This window comes from Mycobacterium sp. NGS56, assembly GCF_059812425.1.
Map to the genome: position 1 here is coordinate 69777 of NZ_JCALCQ010000001.1, position 16380 is coordinate 86156.

The window sequence follows — 16380 nt, forward strand, 5'->3', positions numbered from 1 at the left end:
CCGAAACTCTCTGTCAGCCTTCGGGTTCGGGGACGTGGAAGTGCTCGTCGCGTAACCGAAACGCCTCTCGTGCGCCGTGCTGCGCACGGGTTTTGACGAAGTTGAATTCGCCAGGGCCGAAATGCAGGTTGGTGCCGAAGGCGTGGAAAAGGTAACTGGCGACCTCTTCGCCCTGATAAGCCTGGCTTTGCTCGACAAGCCGGAACGCCTCCTTGGCGATGACGACTCCGTCGGCGGGCATCTTCGCCGCCTTCTCGGCCCAGTATCGCGCTCTGGCCGTCACCGCGGCGGGCGCGCAGGTGTCGGTGAAGATTCCGAGGTGTTCGATCTCAGCCGCCTCGATGATGTCCCCGGTCAGCAGCAGGCGCCGCGCCAGCACCGGCCCGAGCCGGTGAAAGAACATGTGCAGGCTACCGAGCGCGGGGCCCAGGAAACGGGTTGCCGGCATGCCGATCTTCGTGTCACGCGCGATCACCGAGATGTCGGTCATCAACGCCATCTCGAAACCGCCCCCGAGAGCGTAGCCGGCGATCTCGCCCACCGTTACCTTCGGGAAGCCCATGAAATTGTGGTAGAAGCCAAAAGACCTGCGGTCCACGGTCAGTCGTCGGCGCTGGCTCGGGCGACGTTTGTCTGCCCGCTCTTCTGCGTCCGTCTGGCCGGGCGGTGCCGAAGAGCCGTACCAGCCGTACGCATTGTTCATGTCGGCCCCGGTGGAAAAGACGCCCTCGGCACCACGCAGTAGCACCACCGTCAGGTCGTCGTCTTCGGCCACCTGGTCCAGACAGCGGGCGATGGCCTCACGCATCGCGGCATCGTAGGAGTTTTTCTGCTTGGGGTTGTTCAGCGTGATGGTCGCAATGCGCCGATCGGGATCGATGTCGAAGAGCACGCGATCGTCTGAGGTGCTCGAGGCGGTCATCTGTCGGACTCCTTTCGGCGCCTGCCGAATCGCGTTCCGGCGAGCTTTTCCGGCCGTGACGCCAACGTGTTGACCTCGCCGGTACACAGGACTTCGTCGTCGAGCAACAGCCGACCGGTCGACGTGATGCCGCGTTCGTCCTCAGACCGGGTGATGTCGAATCGCAGCTCGGTCAGCACCGGCGTCGGCCGGCGGAAGGTCACCACCAGGGACCGCGTTTTGCCGGAAAGCCCGGTGACGCAGTTGTGGTGCTGAATGACGCAGTCAAAGAAGACGCCCAGGAATCCACCGTGTACCAGTCCTGGCGGTCCCTCGTAGACCAGGGGGAACTCAACAGTGCCCGTTGCATTCTCGGCATCGAGTCGCTCGAACCGGTATTCGGGAAAGCACGGGTTGTAAACGCCGATGTCGGTTGCGTGGTTGAGGTAGACGCGCCGGTGGTCGTCGGGCAATTCGCCGATACGGGGCGCATTGTCCGTCGGCGCCGCGCTCGCCAGTTCGCTTTCCCACTCGGCGAATTTTTGCAGCATGGCGTCCACCGTGGGGTGCGGATGCTCGAGGGATATCAGCAACGAGCTCAGGCGCCGCAGGGCGGCAGCTGCGGCCACGGTCTGGGCAAGCGGCGCCTCACCGAACTTCGCGTCGCCGTTGCTCGTCGACGTCGGCGTGGCATGCCCCTCCGCCATTGTCATCGACGCCACTCCTCCTCATCGCTGCCGCTCTGCATCGTCGCCGGCGCGGCCAATGGTTCTCTCTTTCACCTGAGTTGTTCCGCAGGCAGCGTATCCTTGCTAACTTATACAGCGTATCAATCGTATTGCCTACTGTATGGGTAACCGTATCGGCGGAGAAAGGCCGGATTCGACGGTGAGTCAGGGGGCCGACACGGCCGGTGCCGAGGGTTCGGTAACAGTGCACCGCGACGGTGCGGTGTTACTGGTGACGCTCGATCGCGCATCTCGGCGTAACTCGTTGACACGGTTGATGATCGGCACGTTGGTCGAAACGCTCACGAAGGCCGCCGCCGACGATTCGCTGCGAGCCGTACACATCCGCGGGGCGGGCGACGACTTCTGTGCCGGCTCCGACTGGGTGGCCGCCAACGACCCCGGTGGGCAGCGTCCGCGCAGCGGGGATCTGGTGCGCCGGGTCCCCCACGCCGCGCACCGGGTCATCGAGCTCGTCGCAACCATCCAGCTGCCGGTGGTGTGCAGCGTGCGAGGCTGGGCGGTGGGACTCGGCTGCAATCTCGCGCTGGCCGCGGACTTCACCGTGGCCGCCGACGATGCGGTCTTCTGGGAACCCTTCATCGGCCGTGGATTCAGCCCCGACTCGGGATCCACCTGGCTGCTGGCGCGCATGGTCGGCCTGGTGCGGGCCAGGCGCATGTTGCTGCTTGGTGAGAAGGTGAGCGCGCCTGATGCGGCCGACTGGGGATTGATTCACCAAACGGTAAGCGGCTCGGACCTCGACCACACCGCAGAGGAGTTGGTGGGCCGGCTGGCCTCCGGACCGACGGCCGCAATCGGCCTGGCCAAGCAGGCCCTGGGGTTCGGTCAGCATGCAACGCTGAGCCAATCGTTGACCCAGGAGCTGTTCAACTTGGAATTATCCTGCCGAACAAGCGATTTCAAGGAGGGCCTGGAGGCCTTCCGGCAGCGACGGGACCCGGAATTTCGTGGACGCTGACCAAAGAGGTGACAACTCAAGGGCGCTGGGGTCTGCAAATGGGATTTGCCTCGAATGCGTCCAGAAGCCCCACGCTCGTGGGTTGGCCCCGGCGCCAGACGAAGGGATGATCGATGCCCACTGATTCGTTCGACACGATCAAGTACGAAGTCGACGGGCACACCGCGACTATCACCCTGAACCGGCCGGACGCCCTCAATGCGCTCAGCCCGCACATGATCACCGAGCTGCGGGTCGCCTACGACGAGGCCGAAAACGATGACAACGTCTGGCTCACCATCGTCACCGGCACCGGCCGCGCCTTTTGCACCGGCGCCGATGTCAAAGAGATTCCGGAAGACGGCAAGGTCATCTACGAGCGGCCGTACCTATCGACATACGACCAATGGGAGGCGCCGCAGGAGGGTACGCCTCCGTTTCGCACCACGGCCAAGCCGGTGTTGACCGCCGTGAACGGAATCTGCTGTGGCGCAGGCATGGATTGGGTTACCACGACTGACATCGTGATCGCTTCCGAGCAGGCGAGCTTTTTTGATCCGCATGTCAGCATCGGACTGGTGGCAGGGCGCGAATTGGTGCGAGTGTCTCGGGTGTTGCCCCGCTCGATCGCGCTGCGCATGGCCTTGATGGGCAAGCACGAGCGGATGAGCGCACAACGCGCCTACGAACTCGGGTTGATCAGCGAGATCGTCGAGCATGACCGCTTACTGGAGCGGGCCCACGAGATCGCCGGCGTCGTCAACTCCAATGCACCGCTGGCCGTCCGGGGCACCCGGCAGGCGATTCTCAAGGGCCTGAACGTGCCGCTGCACGAGGCGGAGATACTCGCCGAAACCTTCCGCGAGCGGGTGCTGCGCACCGAGGACGCGCAGGAAGGTCCAAAGGCGTTCGTCGAGAAGCGCAAACCGAATTGGCAATGCCGATGACTTTCGAAACCATTTTGCTCGAGGTGGACGCGCAAGACCATGTCGCCACCATTACGCTGAATCGCCCTGATCAGCTCAACGCTTTCAACCGGACCATGTGCGAGGAGATGGCACGCGCGTGGAAAACGGTCAAACTCGACCAGTCGGTTCATGCCGTGGTGTTGCGTGCCGCCGGAGACCGGGCGTTCAGCGCCGGCCTGGATATCAACACGCCATACGGGCAGCCCGAAAACATCTGGAACCACGATGATCCCGGCGAAGCCCTGAGTCCCAAGTGGCAGAAGATGTGGAAACCCGTGGTCTGCGCGGTCCAGGGCATGTGCACCGCCGGCGCGTTTTACTTCATCAACGAGTCCGACGTGGTGATCTGCTCCAAAAACGCTACCTTCTTCGACTCGCATGTGTCGGCGGGCCTGGTCTGCGCATTGGAGCCGATCGGCCTGATACGACGCATCGGCCTGGGCGAGACCCTGCGTATCGCACTGATGGGCAACGACGAACGCGTCAGCGCCGACACCGCCCTGCGGATCGGATTGGTCTCCGAGATCGTCGCCGCCGACCAGCTCTGGGACCGTGCCCACGAGATTGCGGCGACCATCGCCGCCAAGCCGCCGACCGCGACCGCGGGCACGGTGAAGGCGATTTGGGAATCACTGGACAAGCCGTACCGCGCCGCGCTGGACCAGGGCCTGATCTACACCCGGCTGGGAAACCCGCTGGGCACCGCCGAGCTGGCCGCTCAGAACGATTCCCAAACCCCGGCGCGCAAACCGAAGATTCGCTGATGTCGCGTCACCCACTGGTTCGACGCATCGCCGACGTGCTCGGCCTCCAGCCCGACTCGCATGCCATCGAGTATGGCGGGCAATGGGTCTCGTGGTCTCAGGTCGCCGCGTCGGCGCAACGCATCGCGGCCATCACCTCGGGATCCGAAGTCGGGATGCTGTTGCGCAACCGGCCTGGGCACGTGGCAGCGTTTCTGGGCGTGCTGCTGGGCGGTGGAACCGTCGTCGTCATCAACCCGTCTCGCGGTGATGCGCGCACCAAGTCCGACATCGCGGGGCTGCAAGTTTCCGTGATCGCTGGTGAGCGGGACGATCTGACGAAGCTGGTCCCCGCGGGCACACCGACGGTCCCGATCTCGGGGGTGTTGGACGAGCCCGAGCCATCCGGGTCACCCACCAATGGCGCAGGCCCGCTCTCCGGTGTCGCGGTGCGCATGTTGACCAGCGGCACGACCGGCCCGCCCAAGCGAATCGATCTGGGCTACGACGTGCTGGCGCGCAGCGTGATGGGGCCGGATTTCGAGCATGCGGCGTCGCCTGAAGACCTGCGCCGCGGCATCGCGATCGTGAACTCACCGCTGGTCCATATCGGCGGGGTTTTCCGGGTGCTGCAATGCATCGCCGAGGCACGACCGTTCGTGCTGCTGGAACGTTTCGAACTGAACGCATGGGCCGACGCGGTGCGCAAGCATCGACCCCGCGCGGCTTCGCTGGTACCGGCCGCCCTGCGCACCGTATTGCACTCCGATGTTCCGCGCGCCGACCTGGAAAGCCTGAAGGCCGTCACCTGCGGCACGGCGCCGCTGTCGGCCGAAGACGCCGATAGCTTCACCGAGAAGTACGGCATCCCCGTGCTTACCTCCTATGCGGCAACCGAATTCGGAGGTGGCGTGGCCGGGTGGACGCTCCCCGACCATCAGCGGTACTGGAAGACGAAACGGGGCAGCGTCGGTCGGGCGAATCCTGGCGCTCAGCTCAGGGTGGTCGCCGGGGACGGAACCCCCTTGGGCCCGGATGAAGTCGGGCTGCTCGAGGTCAAACCGGGCCAGTTGGGGCCCTCCGCCCAATGGATGCGGACGACGGACATGGCGCGGATCGACGCCGATGGGTTTCTCTGGATCGTCGGGCGCGCCGACCAGGCGATCATCCGTGGCGGTTTCAAGGTGATGCCCGACGACGTTCGCGCCGCACTGGAAAGCCACCCCGCCGTGGCCGGTGCGGCCGTGATAGCCCGACCGGACGAGCGGCTCGGCGAGACGCCGGTCGCCATGGTTGAGCTACGCGAGCGGGACTGCTCCGACGCCGAGGTGCTGGTGGAGTACCTGCGAGAGCGGCTGGCACGCTACGAGATACCCACCGCAATCGCGATCGTCGACACCATCCCGCGCACGCCTTCGGGTAAAGCCGACCTGCGCGAGATCCGGCGCTACTTCGAAAAGACCGCACCGCAGCACGACCATGCCAGCTGATTTCACCGTCGCCGAGATCCTGCGGCGCCAAGCCCGCTCGCGTGAAACCCACCCTCTTCTCGTCTGCGACCGTGACCGCATCAGCTACGCCCAGGCCGATCGCCGCTCGGCGGAACTCGCCCGCGGTCTGATTGCCCTCGGTGCCGGCAAGGGAACCCACGTGGGGTTGCTCTACCCGAACGGACCCGAGTTCGTCGTCGGGATGCTGGCGGCGGCGCGAATCGGTGCGGTGGTGATTCCGTTCTCCACCTTTGTCACCGCCAGCGAGCTGCGCGAGCAACTGGTCGACGGCGACGTGGAAATCCTGTTGACCGCCAGATCTTTTCGCTCTCACGATTACGTGCAACGGCTATCGGAGATTCTTTCGCAAGCCGATCTCGGTTCTCGATTGTTCTGTGCCGCAACGCCGCAACTGCGCCACGTCGCGGTCACTCATGAGACCGTCTTCGGACTGGCGAACACCGTCGACCGCGCGCTGCTGACGGCGCTCGAGGATGACGTCGCAGAATGCGATCCGCTGACGATCGTGTACACGTCGGGTTCCACCAGCGCGCCAAAGGGAGTGGTGCACACCCACGGTGCCCTGCTGGCGCATCAGCAGAATCTCAATCGGATTCGGGGCCTGACGGCCGACGACAGGCTGTTCTGCAATTCGCCGTTCTTCTGGATCGGTGGGCTCGCATTCGGCCTGCTCGCAACTTTGGCGGCCGGATCGACCTTGGTGTGCTCCAACGCCACCGATGCGGAGACGACGCTCGACCTGCTGGAAGCCGAAAAGCCAACCATGACCAACGGATTCGTGGCCAGCATCGCCCACCTGGCCGATCACCCGAGCTTCCCCCGGCGCGACCTGTCGTCGATGCGGCGCGGCAACCTGTACCCGATCATGGCTCCCGAGGCCCGCCCGGCCGACCCGGAACTGCGACACAACATGCTGGGAATGACCGAGGCCGGCAGCATCGTGCTGATCGGCGATGACGAATCCGACCAGCCCGTGCACCGGCGCGGCTCGTTCGGCCGGCCGGCACCGGGGTTTGAGACCAAGGTCGTCGATCCCGACACCGCCGCGGTCAAACCGGTCGGCGAGGTCGGCGAGCTGTGTATTCGCGGGCCCTACCTGATGCAGCGCTATCACAAGCGCAGCCGCGAAGAGTGCTTCGATGCCGACGGATGGTTCCACAGCGGCGACTTGGTGCGCGTCGACGTCGACGGGTTCGTCTATTTCGTCGGCCGGCGCAGCGCGATGATCAAAACGGCGGGCGCCAATGTTTCGGCGGCCGAGGTGGAGAAGGCCATCAGCAAGGTCACCGACGGAGCGCCGGCTTATGTGATCGGCATTCCCGATGCGCGGCGTGGGCAGGCCGTCGCCGCGGTGGTTGTCCGGGCGGACGGCGCCGCGCCTTTCGACGAAGCCGCACTGGTTGCACTCCTCAAAGCAGAATTATCCGCGTACAAGATCCCCAAGCGATTCCTCGCCCTACGCGGTGACGAGGTTCCGCTGCTGTCCAGCGGCAAGGTCGACGTGCGCCGACTCAGAGAACTCTTCGATGGCTAGCACCATCGACCGGTTGGTGCGGTTACGGGCCGACCACGATGGCGACACGCCGATGGTGATCGATCCCGCCATCCGGATCACCTACCGCGAAATCAACTCGACCACACGTGATTTGGCAGCCACCTTTATCGAAGCCGGTGTGGGCAAAGGCACCCGGGTAGGGCTCATCATGCCCAATAGCGTCCGCTGGGTGCAGGTCGCCGTCGCCGTGACCCGTATCGGTGCGGTGCTGGTCCCGCTCAGCACCCTGCTGACGCCCGCAGAGCTGGCCGCGCAGCTACGCGCGGCCTCGGTGCAATTCCTTATCAGCGTCGACGAATTCCGCGGTCACCGCTACCTCGACGACCTCAAGACGATCCGGCAAACCGACTTTCCAGCGTTACGGGCGGTTTGGTCGGTCGACCTGCTCGAAAACGCCTGCGCGAGCGTGCACGCCCGCAACATCGTCGACCCCATGACAGCGACGGTCACGCCCGCCGACCCCCTGGTGATCATGTTCACCTCGGGCACCAGCGGATCCCCCAAGGGGGTAATCCACTCGCACGGCAGCGCATTGGGCGCCGTGCAGTCGGGCCTAGCGGCTCGCCGCATCACGCCTGACACCCGCCTGTATCTTCCGATGCCCTTCTTCTGGGTGGGCGGTTTCGGCAGCGGAATACTGTCCGCCCTGCTGGCCGGCGCCACCCTGGCGACCGAAGAAATACCGCGGCCGGAAACAACCCTGAGACTGCTGGAAGACATACGGGTCACGCTGTTTCGGGGCTGGCCGGACCAAGCGGAGAGGTTGGCACGGCACGCCAGCGAGGTCGGCGCTGACCTGTCGGCTCTTCAGCCGGGGAGCCTGCAGGCCCTGTTACCACCCGGGCAGCGCGCCCAACCGGGCGCGCGTGCCACGTTATTCGGCATGACCGAGGCCTTCGGCCCGTACTGCGGATACGCCGCCGACACCGACATGCCCGCTTCGGCCTGGGGCAGCTGCGGGAAGCCTTTTCCCGGCATGGAGGTCCGCATCGTCGACACCGACAGCGGCGCCCCCCTCGCCGCGGGCGTCACCGGGATGATCCAGATTCGCGGACCGCACACACTGCGCGGCATCTGCGGGCGCACCCGCGAGGAAATCTTCACCGCCGACGGCTTTTACCCCACCGGTGACCTCGGTTACCTCGACGATGATGGATTTCTGTTCTACCACGGGAGATCCGACGACATGTTCAAAGTCAGCGGCGCGACCGTCTACCCCAGCGAGGTCGAGAGCGCCCTGCGCGCAATCGACGGCGTCGACACCGCCTTTGTCACCAATGTTCCCGGAGCCGGGGGTAATCGGGTGGGCGCGGCGGTGGTGTGCGCTGCGCTGACCGTCGAGCAGCTACGCGGCTCCGCGCGAACTCTGCTGAGCGCCTTCAAGGTCCCGACGGTATGGCTACTGCTGGACTCCGACGAGCAGGTTCCGCGCGGCGGCACCGGCAAGGTCGACGTCCGTCGACTGCGCGAGATGCTGTCAGACCAGACTTAGGGAACTCGCGTCCAGGGCTGACAGTTCTGCGACTCGAAGGCCTTGATCGTTGTGTTGATGTTCGCGAACATCGGACCGACGGACATATTCGTTTGGACCACATGGTCCTTGTTCGCATCGGGCGTGCTGTAGGTGAACCACGCGCACATTGAGTCCTGGGTCGGCACATTGTTGATCCACACCCCGAACGTAGAGGCCGAACCCGCCGTTCGGTAGAGACCCGGCGCGATATCGGGACCGACCACAAACACACCATTTCCGGGGATCGGGTCGACCGGCTCGGCGGCGACCGTCGGCGCAAGGGCGATCGCCGTCAGGGTCACAACGAAGACGGCCGATATGCGAAGTGCCGGCGGCATTGCCTTTCTCCAAACTGTCGCCCACCCTGAGGGCAGCGTATGCCCAAGCGCACTGTGCGACAAGAGATGGAGTGGCTACCGACGGGTCCCGGATACCGCCGAACGTGGTAACCGGCCCGCGCGCGAGTGTCCACTCAGCGCATCACCTTTGACCAGAACGTCGAACGTGAGGTGCAGGCGGATCGGCCTGGTCACCGATTGACGCCAGGTGAGCCGAGTCCCACCATCGACCGGCTCGCTCGTAAAGTCCTGCAACGCAACAGTTTCTTCTCGATACGTCGCCGTTCCGACGATCCCGTCGCAAAGCTGCGTGAATGCATACAGCACCGGCAAGGTGCCGATCGGGGTTTTGATCGTCACGTCCCAGTCGCCTTCGATGCTCAACCTATACCTCCACTGGCTCCCGGCCCACGGGCCGCCACACCGTGCCCCGCCGCTCATATTCGAAGAGTTGCTCGACGGCGTGCGCGATCCGAGGACCGTAGAAGCGATCGAGCAGATGCAGGCCCAGGTCAAGTCCGGACGTCACGCCGCCGGCCGTGACCAGGTCTCCATCGTCGACGACGCGGGCCGCTACCGGATGCACACCGGCGGCCTCGAGCAACTCCAAGCCCAAATGGTGCGTCACCGCGTGGCGCCCTTCGATCAGCCCCGACATCGCGATTACCACGGAACCGCCACACACCGCGGCGACCGTCGTGTCCGGATTGGCAAATGCTCTGTGCAGCAGTGGGGTCAGCTTGGTCTGCGTCGCTCGGGCCAACAAGACCGGAATGGTCTCGACACCCTCGTCGGGGTCACCCACGGTCGGCCCGCTGGCACCGGGCACGATGACGCACCCCCTGTCGCCCGGGTCCAGAACGGCGGTGGCGGTCAGCGCGAGACCACGCGTACCGCTCATCACACGGCGTGGACCCTCAGCCGCTACCAAGGTCACCGCGAGATCTCCGGCCACCATATCGGCGCCGGCGGCGAGAACTTCGAACGGAGCGATGACGTCGAACGGATCGAACCCGTCGTACAACACGATCTGCGCATGCACCCGGCCAATGGTTACCGGTCGCCGCGCTGGGGGCCAGTGGCTAGATTGCCACTTTGCGCCGGTATATTGCCAAGCCATGCATGCGATCGCGATTCTGGCCGAGCCCGATGCCATCGCGTTCGACCTCGCCATTGCGATCGAGGTGTTCGGCCGTGTTCGGCTCGACGGCGGGGCGCCGGGCTACCGAGTTCGTGTGTGCGGCTGCGAACCCATTGTTGCGGCCGGGCCGATCGGGATCGCGACCGACTATGGCTTGGACGAACTCGCCACCGCCGACACCATCGTCGTGCCGGGCCGCAACGATGCCGCGGCGCCGGTGCGCGACGACGTCATCGCCGCGCTGAAGTCTGCCCACGAGAACGGCGTTCGAATCGCCTCCATCTGTAGCGGCGCTTTCACGATGGCCGCCGCGGGCATCCTTGACGGGAAACGCGCGACCACACACTGGTTGGCCGCGGAATTGTTCTCGGCGACCTTTCCGAAGGTCCAGCTCGATACCGATGCGCTTTACGTCGATGAAGGTCAGGTTCTCACTTCGGCAGGGGCATCCGCGGGACTAGATCTCTGTCTGCACATGGTCGCCCGCGACTACGGTTCGGCCGTAGCCGCCGACGCCGCCCGACTGGCGGTCACCCCGCTACACCGCAGCGGCGGCCAGGCGCAATTCATCATCCGCAATCGCCGCATGTCCAACACCGAACTGGATGGCTTGCTGGTCTGGATCGAGAACCACGCGCACCTGCCACTGACGCTGCGTGACATCGCGCGCCGGGCGTCCAGCAGCGAGCGGACGATCAATCGCCGGTTCAAGAGCGAGACCGGTCAGACCCCCATGCAATGGGTGAATCACGTCCGGATCAGACATGCACAGCAGCTCTTGGAGAGGACCGATGACAGCGTGGAAAACATCTCGCGGAAAGTAGGTTTCGCATCGGCGACGAATTTTCGCGAGCAGTTTCGCCGACTCGCCGGGGTATCGCCGCAGAGTTATCGACACACGTTTCGCGACCGGGGTGCCGACGGCGGCGCCTAAACCTGGTCGCTGCGATCCGGTGCAGACGTCGGACCGCCGGCATCGGCCACCACGCCGCGTGCGACGAGGTGATCGATCAGCGGTACCGCACCGGCGGCAAGGTGTTTCGACATCGCCGCGCGAGCGAGCTTGTCGTCGTGCTTCTTCAGCGCGGACAGGATCCGCCGATGGTCCTGCATCGACTGCTCGGGCCAGCCCTCGATGGCGGGAAACACCGATTCGGGCGCATAACGGGTGATCTGCGACATCAGCTGAGCGAGCTTGGGCGAATCGGCCGCGACATTGATGGCGCGATGAAATTCGTGATTCAGCCGCACGGTGCGCTCGTGTGCATCGCCGGCGTAGGCGTCCTCGAGTTGGGCCTGGATTTCCTTGAGCTCGTGCAGTTGCTCATCGGTGACGTTCAGCGCCGCCCGCGCGGCCAACTCACCGCCGACGTGCGCCTGCACATTCGCCACATCGGTGACGTCGCGCCTGGTAACCGGGAGCACCACAAAGCCACGGCGTGGCTGCTGGTTGATCAGGCCCTCGGCGCACAGCGCTAACAGCGCCTCGCGCACCGGTGTGACACTGATACCGAGCTCCGCGGCCAGTTGATCCAGCCGGACGTAGGACCCGGCGGCGTATGCTCCGTCGAAGATCCGGCCACGGATGATCCGCGCGACGTCCTCGGAAAGTTGAGGCCGCGCAGCGAATTCCGGAACGCTCATCTGTCTACACCTGATACTCGGCGAGCAGCCGCTTACTGATGATGTTTTTCTGGATCTCGCTGGTGCCCTCACCGATCAGCAGGAACGGCGCGTCGCGCATCAGCCGTTCGATTTCGTATTCCTTGGAATAGCCGTAGCCGCCGTGGATTCGGAAGCTCTGCTGCGTGACCTCGGTGCAATACTCGCTGCACAGGTATTTCGCCATCCCGGCCGCGACGTCATTGCGCTCCCCCGAATCCTTCAAACGTGCCGCGTTGACCATCATCAGGTGTGCGGCTTCGACTTTGGTCGCCATCTCGGCGAGCTGGAACGCGATGGCCTGGTGCTCGGCAATCGGCTTGCCGAAGGTCTCGCGTTGTTGCGCGTATCGCACCGCGAGCTCGAAGGCACGAATCCCGACGCCGCAGGCACGCGCCGACACGTTGACCCGGCCGACCTCGATGCCATCCATCATCTGGAAGAAGCCTTGGCCGGTGGTGCCGCCGAGCACGTCGCCGGCGCCGGCCCGGTAGCCGTCGAAAATCATCTCCGTGGTTTCGATGCCCTTATAGCCCAGCTTCTCGATCTTTCCCGGAATGCGCAGGCCTGGAACAACTTCGCCGAACCCAACCGGCTTCTCCACGAGGAACGCGGTGAGGTTGCGGTGTGGTTTGTCCGAGCCCTCGTCGGTGCGCACCAGCACCGCCACCAGAGTCGAGGTGGCACCGTTGGTCAGCCACATCTTCTGGCCGTCGATGGTGTAGGTGCCGTCGTCATTGCGCCGAGCCCGCGTGCGGATCGCGGCCACGTCGGAACCCAGCTCGGGCTCCGACATCGAGAAGGCGCCCCGAGTCTCACCGGCCGCCATGCGCGGCAGGAACCGCTGCTTCTGCTCGTCGGTGCCGTGCTGGCGCAGCATGTACGCCACGATGAAGTGGGTATTGAGCACGCCCGAAACGCTCATCCAGCCGCGTGCCAGCTCCTCGACGCATAGCGCATAGGTCAGCAGTGACTCCCCCAGTCCGCCATACTCCTGGGGAATCATCAGCCCGAACAGGCCCATCTCCCGCATCTGGTCGACGATCGCCTGCGGGTAGGTATCGGCCCGTTCCAGCTCGGCCGCGTGGGGAATGACCTCCTTCTCAACGAATTTTCTTACGGTGGCGATGATCTCGGTCTGCAGCTCGGTCAATCCGAGGGTCTGGGCGAGTTTGGTCATGTGCTGTGTTCCCTTCCCGCTGCTGCGCACGCGATGGTTTTGGCGTTCGCCAGACGCTCGACGTCGACGGCGCTCAACCCCAACCGCGCGAGGACGTCTGCCGTGTCCTGCCCCAGGGCGGGGGCGGGGGCGCTGACCGGATGTATGCCGTTGAAAGCGGCCGGCAGGCCCGGCGCGAAGTAGTCGCCGAGGCCCGGTTGCCGCAATCGCGAGAACATTGGATTGTCAGTGACTTTCGGTCCCGCGGCAACCTCGGCGAAGGTGCGGTACCGCTCGAACAGCACCGTGGTGCCGGACAGCGCGGTGGTGATCTCGTCGGCGGTGTGATCGCTGAACCAGGTGGCGAACAAACTCGACAGCACATCACGGTAGCGGTAGCGATCGCCTTCGGACCCGAAGTCGGCGCCCAGCGCCTTGGCGAGCGCCGACACCGCCCTGTCGGTGCCCGTCACCGCAAGCAGGTCGCGAAAATGCCGACCGGTCAACGTAACCACCATGAACCTGGCCCCGTCGCTACTGACGAAGTCCTGCCCGTACTGGCCGTATATCGCGTTACCCAACCGTTCGCGTTGTGTCCCATTGACTTGCGGCTCGGTGAGCAACCCCAGGTTGGCCGCGGTGGCCAGGGCGACGTCCTCCAACGCCAGGCTGATCCGCGCCCCCGCCCCGGACTGGTCGCGCCGGCGGACGGCGGCAACGACCGTCAACGCGGCGTACAGTCCGCAGCATACGTCCCAGGCCGGAAGCACGTGATTGATCGCACCGCCATGATCTGTCGGACCGGTGACGAGCGGATAGCCGAGGCCGGCGTTGACCGTGTAGTCCACGCCGGTGGAACCGTCACCGCGCCCGAGTAACTGAACGTGAATCACGTCGGGGCGTTCGGCCGCCAGAACTTCGTGGCTGAGCCAGGTCAAGCCCGCGGCGTTGGTCACAACGATGCCGTCACCCTCGATGATCAGTCGCTGGACCAGTTCATGGCCCTCCGGAGACCTCAGATCGATGGTGACCGAACGCTTTCCTTTGTTCAGGCCGGTCCAGTAGATCGAGGTACCGTCCGACGCCAGTGGCCACCGCTGCACATCGGATGCGCCACCGATGGGGTCGACCCGGATGACCTCTGCGCCAAGCTGACTCAGCGTCATGCCGCACAGTGGCGCGGCTACGAAGCTCGATACCTCGACGACGGTCAGGCCGCGCAGCGGCAACGCCGAATCGATCATCCGCAGACGACCCGCTCGAAGACGGCGGCCAGGCCCTGGCCGCCGCCGATGCACATGGTCTCCAGGCCGTAGCGCGCCTCGCGGCGATGGAGCTCGCGCGCCAAGGTCGCCAGCATCCGTCCGCCCGTCGCGCCCACCGGGTGGCCCAGCGAGATCCCCGAACCGTGCACATTGGTCCGCTCGTGATCGGCGGGACCGAACTTCCATTCCCGCATCACGGCAAGCGCTTGCGCCGCAAAGGCTTCGTTGAGCTCGATCAGGTCGATGTCGGACAGCCGCAAGCCTGCCTTCGCCAGCGCTACCTCGGTCGCAGGCACCGGGCCGATGCCCATGACATTGGGAGCGACACCCGCCACGCCCCACGACACCAGACGCACCAACGGCCGAAGGCCGTACTCATCGGCCTTCTCCGGGGTGGTTACCACGCACATCGACGCCGCATCGTTCTGCCCGCTGGCATTGCCGGCCGTCACTGTCGCCTCCGGATCATCCTTCAACAGCACAGGTTTGAGCTTGCCCAGCGACTCGACCGACGTGTCGGCGCGCGGATGTTCGTCGGTGTCGATGAGTTCCTCGCCGCTGCGGGTGCGGACGGCGACCGGGATGATCTCCGCATCCAGGATGCCGTCTTTCTTGGCGGCCACGGCACGCTGGTGGGATCGCACCGCGAGTTCGTCTTGCTCCTGGCGTGAAATGCCGTACTGGCGGCGCAGATTCTCGGCCGTTTCCAGCATGCCGCCGGGTACCGGGTAATTGCGGCCGCCGGCTGTCGTGCGCCCGCGGGCCAGCCCGTCGTGCACCTGTACACCGGTGCGGGCTCCGCCCCAGCGCATGTCGGTGGAGTAGAAGGCCACGTTGCTCATGCTCTCGCAGCCCCCGGCGACGACGAGGTCATGGTCACCCGCACCTACCTGCAGGCACGCTTGGAGAACCGCCTGCAGGCCCGAGCCGCAACGACGGTCGACCTGCATGCCCGGAACCGTCACCGGCAGACCGGAATCCAGCGCCACCACGCGTCCGATTGCCGGCGCGTCGCTGTTGGGATAGCAGTGCCCGAGGATCACGTCCTGCACCGCGTCGGGCGCCAGCCCGGTTCGCTCGAGCAGCCCTTTCAGCGCGGTGACGCCGAGGTCGACGGCGCTGCACGCCTTGAACATTCCGCCGTAGCGGCCGATCGGCGTGCGAACGGGTTCGCAGATTACGGCCTGACGATTTGCGCTCATAGGTGGCGGCCGCCGGTGATTTCCAGAACGGTACCGGTCATGTATGACGACAGGTCGGAGGCCAGGAACAGCGCCACGCTGGCGACCTCGCTGGGCTCACCGGCCCGGCCCAGCGGCACCTCGGCGACCTTGGAATCCCAAACGCGCTGCGGCATGGCCTCCGTCATAGCGGAGCGGATCAAACCGGGAGCAATCGCGTTCACCCGGACACCCAGGTAGGCCAGTTCTTTGGCGGCCGCCTTGGTCATGCCGACGATGCCCGCCTTGGCCGCCGAGTAGTTGGTCTGGCCGATCATGCCGACCTTGCCGGACACCGAGGACATGTTGACGATGGCGCCTCGCTTGTTTTCGCGCATGACGGCGGCGGCCAGCCGAGTGCCGTTCCAGGTTCCCTTCAGATGCACGTTGATCACCTGATCGAATTGCTCCTCGGTCATCTTGCGCATCGTCGCGTCCCGGGTGATCCCGGCGTTGTTGACCATGATGTCCAGGCCGCCGAAGCGCTCGACCGCGGTTTGGATCAGGTTTTCCACGTCGGACGACTGGGTGACATCGCATCGCACCGCGACCGCGACGTCATCGCCACCCAACTGCTTGGCCGCCACTTGGGTTTCCTCGAGGTTGACGTCGCCAAGCACGACTCGCGCACCTTCGGCGACGAAACGCTCCGCGATGGCCAGACCCAGCCCTTGCGCTCCACCTGTGATAACCGCGGTCTGACCTGACAACATCG

At 65.2% G+C, this 16380-nt stretch carries 17 protein-coding genes; 7 read left to right on the forward strand and 10 right to left on the reverse strand.

Annotated features, from left to right (window positions below; translation table 11 throughout):
* Positions 1 to 13 precede the first annotated feature (13 nt).
* Together AC5Y4F_RS00355 and AC5Y4F_RS00360 are read right to left on the reverse strand one after the other, a co-directional pair.
* Positions 14 to 922: an enoyl-CoA hydratase/isomerase family protein gene (locus tag AC5Y4F_RS00355; RefSeq protein WP_067937766.1), complete on the reverse strand. Its 909-nt coding sequence runs from the start codon at positions 920 to 922 to the stop codon at positions 14 to 16.
* Positions 919 to 1614, reverse strand: coding sequence for a hotdog family protein (locus AC5Y4F_RS00360; RefSeq protein ID WP_067937767.1), 696 nt, complete (start codon positions 1612 to 1614; stop codon positions 919 to 921). Before AC5Y4F_RS00360 ends, AC5Y4F_RS00355 begins: the two co-directional genes overlap by 4 nt.
* Positions 1615 to 1789: 175 nt before the next feature.
* Between AC5Y4F_RS00360 and AC5Y4F_RS00365 the strand changes: the two genes are divergently transcribed.
* The 6 genes from AC5Y4F_RS00365 to AC5Y4F_RS00390 all read left to right on the forward strand — a co-directional run bounded on the left by AC5Y4F_RS00365 (position 1790) and on the right by AC5Y4F_RS00390 (position 8859).
* The gene (locus AC5Y4F_RS00365) at positions 1790 to 2611 is read left to right on the forward strand and encodes an enoyl-CoA hydratase/isomerase family protein (protein WP_067937770.1); all 822 of its coding nucleotides are present in this window, start codon (positions 1790 to 1792) and stop codon (positions 2609 to 2611) included.
* Positions 2612 to 2724: 113 nt separating this feature from the next.
* Complete coding sequence (locus AC5Y4F_RS00370) at positions 2725 to 3537, forward strand: enoyl-CoA hydratase/isomerase family protein (RefSeq protein WP_067937771.1); 813 nt, start codon at positions 2725 to 2727, stop codon at positions 3535 to 3537.
* Positions 3528 to 4322, forward strand: a complete 795-nt coding sequence (locus tag AC5Y4F_RS00375) for an enoyl-CoA hydratase/isomerase family protein (RefSeq protein ID WP_197520646.1) — start codon at positions 3528 to 3530, stop codon at positions 4320 to 4322. Before AC5Y4F_RS00370 ends, AC5Y4F_RS00375 begins: the two co-directional genes overlap by 10 nt.
* Positions 4322 to 5791 (forward strand): class I adenylate-forming enzyme family protein, encoded by a 1470-nt coding sequence (locus AC5Y4F_RS00380; protein WP_067937773.1) that lies wholly within the window; start codon positions 4322 to 4324, stop codon positions 5789 to 5791. The genes AC5Y4F_RS00375 and AC5Y4F_RS00380 overlap by 1 nt, the downstream gene beginning before the upstream one ends.
* On the forward strand, positions 5781 to 7346 hold the full coding sequence (locus tag AC5Y4F_RS00385; RefSeq protein ID WP_067937776.1) for a class I adenylate-forming enzyme family protein: 1566 nt from the start codon (positions 5781 to 5783) through the stop codon (positions 7344 to 7346). Before AC5Y4F_RS00380 ends, AC5Y4F_RS00385 begins: the two co-directional genes overlap by 11 nt.
* Positions 7339 to 8859 (forward strand): class I adenylate-forming enzyme family protein, encoded by a 1521-nt coding sequence (locus tag AC5Y4F_RS00390; protein WP_499994496.1) that lies wholly within the window; start codon positions 7339 to 7341, stop codon positions 8857 to 8859. Before AC5Y4F_RS00385 ends, AC5Y4F_RS00390 begins: the two co-directional genes overlap by 8 nt.
* Here AC5Y4F_RS00390 and AC5Y4F_RS00395 read toward each other — a convergent pair.
* The 3 genes from AC5Y4F_RS00395 to AC5Y4F_RS00405 form a co-directional block, all read right to left on the reverse strand.
* Positions 8856 to 9218, reverse strand: a complete 363-nt coding sequence (locus AC5Y4F_RS00395; protein WP_499994498.1) for an Rv1352/Rv1906c domain-containing protein — start codon at positions 9216 to 9218, stop codon at positions 8856 to 8858. The genes AC5Y4F_RS00390 and AC5Y4F_RS00395 overlap by 4 nt on opposite strands.
* A gap of 75 nt (positions 9219 to 9293) precedes the next feature.
* Complete coding sequence (locus AC5Y4F_RS00400) at positions 9294 to 9602, reverse strand: hypothetical protein (protein ID WP_499994501.1); 309 nt, start codon at positions 9600 to 9602, stop codon at positions 9294 to 9296.
* Position 9603: 1 nt separating this feature from the next.
* Positions 9604 to 10260 carry a DJ-1/PfpI family protein gene (locus AC5Y4F_RS00405; protein ID WP_067937784.1) on the reverse strand — a complete coding sequence of 219 codons (657 nt, stop codon included), beginning with the start codon at positions 10258 to 10260 and terminating at the stop codon, positions 9604 to 9606.
* 76 nt (positions 10261 to 10336) lie between these two features.
* On the opposite strand from AC5Y4F_RS00405, the gene AC5Y4F_RS00410 reads away from it, so the two are divergent.
* On the forward strand, positions 10337 to 11293 hold the full coding sequence (locus AC5Y4F_RS00410) for a GlxA family transcriptional regulator (RefSeq protein WP_067937787.1): 957 nt from the start codon (positions 10337 to 10339) through the stop codon (positions 11291 to 11293).
* Here AC5Y4F_RS00410 and AC5Y4F_RS00415 read toward each other — a convergent pair.
* From AC5Y4F_RS00415 to fabG, 5 genes are read right to left on the reverse strand one after another with little or no spacing between them, the layout of a single operon-like run.
* Positions 11290 to 12003: a GntR family transcriptional regulator gene (locus AC5Y4F_RS00415; protein WP_499994507.1), complete on the reverse strand. Its 714-nt coding sequence runs from the start codon at positions 12001 to 12003 to the stop codon at positions 11290 to 11292. The genes AC5Y4F_RS00410 and AC5Y4F_RS00415 overlap by 4 nt on opposite strands.
* A 4-nt stretch (positions 12004 to 12007) precedes the next feature.
* Positions 12008 to 13201, reverse strand: a complete 1194-nt coding sequence (locus AC5Y4F_RS00420) for an acyl-CoA dehydrogenase family protein (RefSeq protein WP_067937791.1) — start codon at positions 13199 to 13201, stop codon at positions 12008 to 12010.
* Positions 13198 to 14424 carry a CoA transferase gene (locus AC5Y4F_RS00425; RefSeq protein ID WP_067937793.1) on the reverse strand — a complete coding sequence of 409 codons (1227 nt, stop codon included), beginning with the start codon at positions 14422 to 14424 and terminating at the stop codon, positions 13198 to 13200. The genes AC5Y4F_RS00420 and AC5Y4F_RS00425 overlap by 4 nt, the downstream gene beginning before the upstream one ends.
* Complete coding sequence (locus AC5Y4F_RS00430; protein WP_067937795.1) at positions 14421 to 15647, reverse strand: acetyl-CoA C-acetyltransferase; 1227 nt, start codon at positions 15645 to 15647, stop codon at positions 14421 to 14423. Before AC5Y4F_RS00430 ends, AC5Y4F_RS00425 begins: the two co-directional genes overlap by 4 nt.
* The gene (gene fabG / locus AC5Y4F_RS00435; RefSeq protein ID WP_067937851.1) at positions 15644 to 16378 is read right to left on the reverse strand and encodes a 3-oxoacyl-ACP reductase FabG; all 735 of its coding nucleotides are present in this window, start codon (positions 16376 to 16378) and stop codon (positions 15644 to 15646) included. Before fabG ends, AC5Y4F_RS00430 begins: the two co-directional genes overlap by 4 nt.
* Positions 16379 to 16380 lie beyond the last annotated feature (2 nt).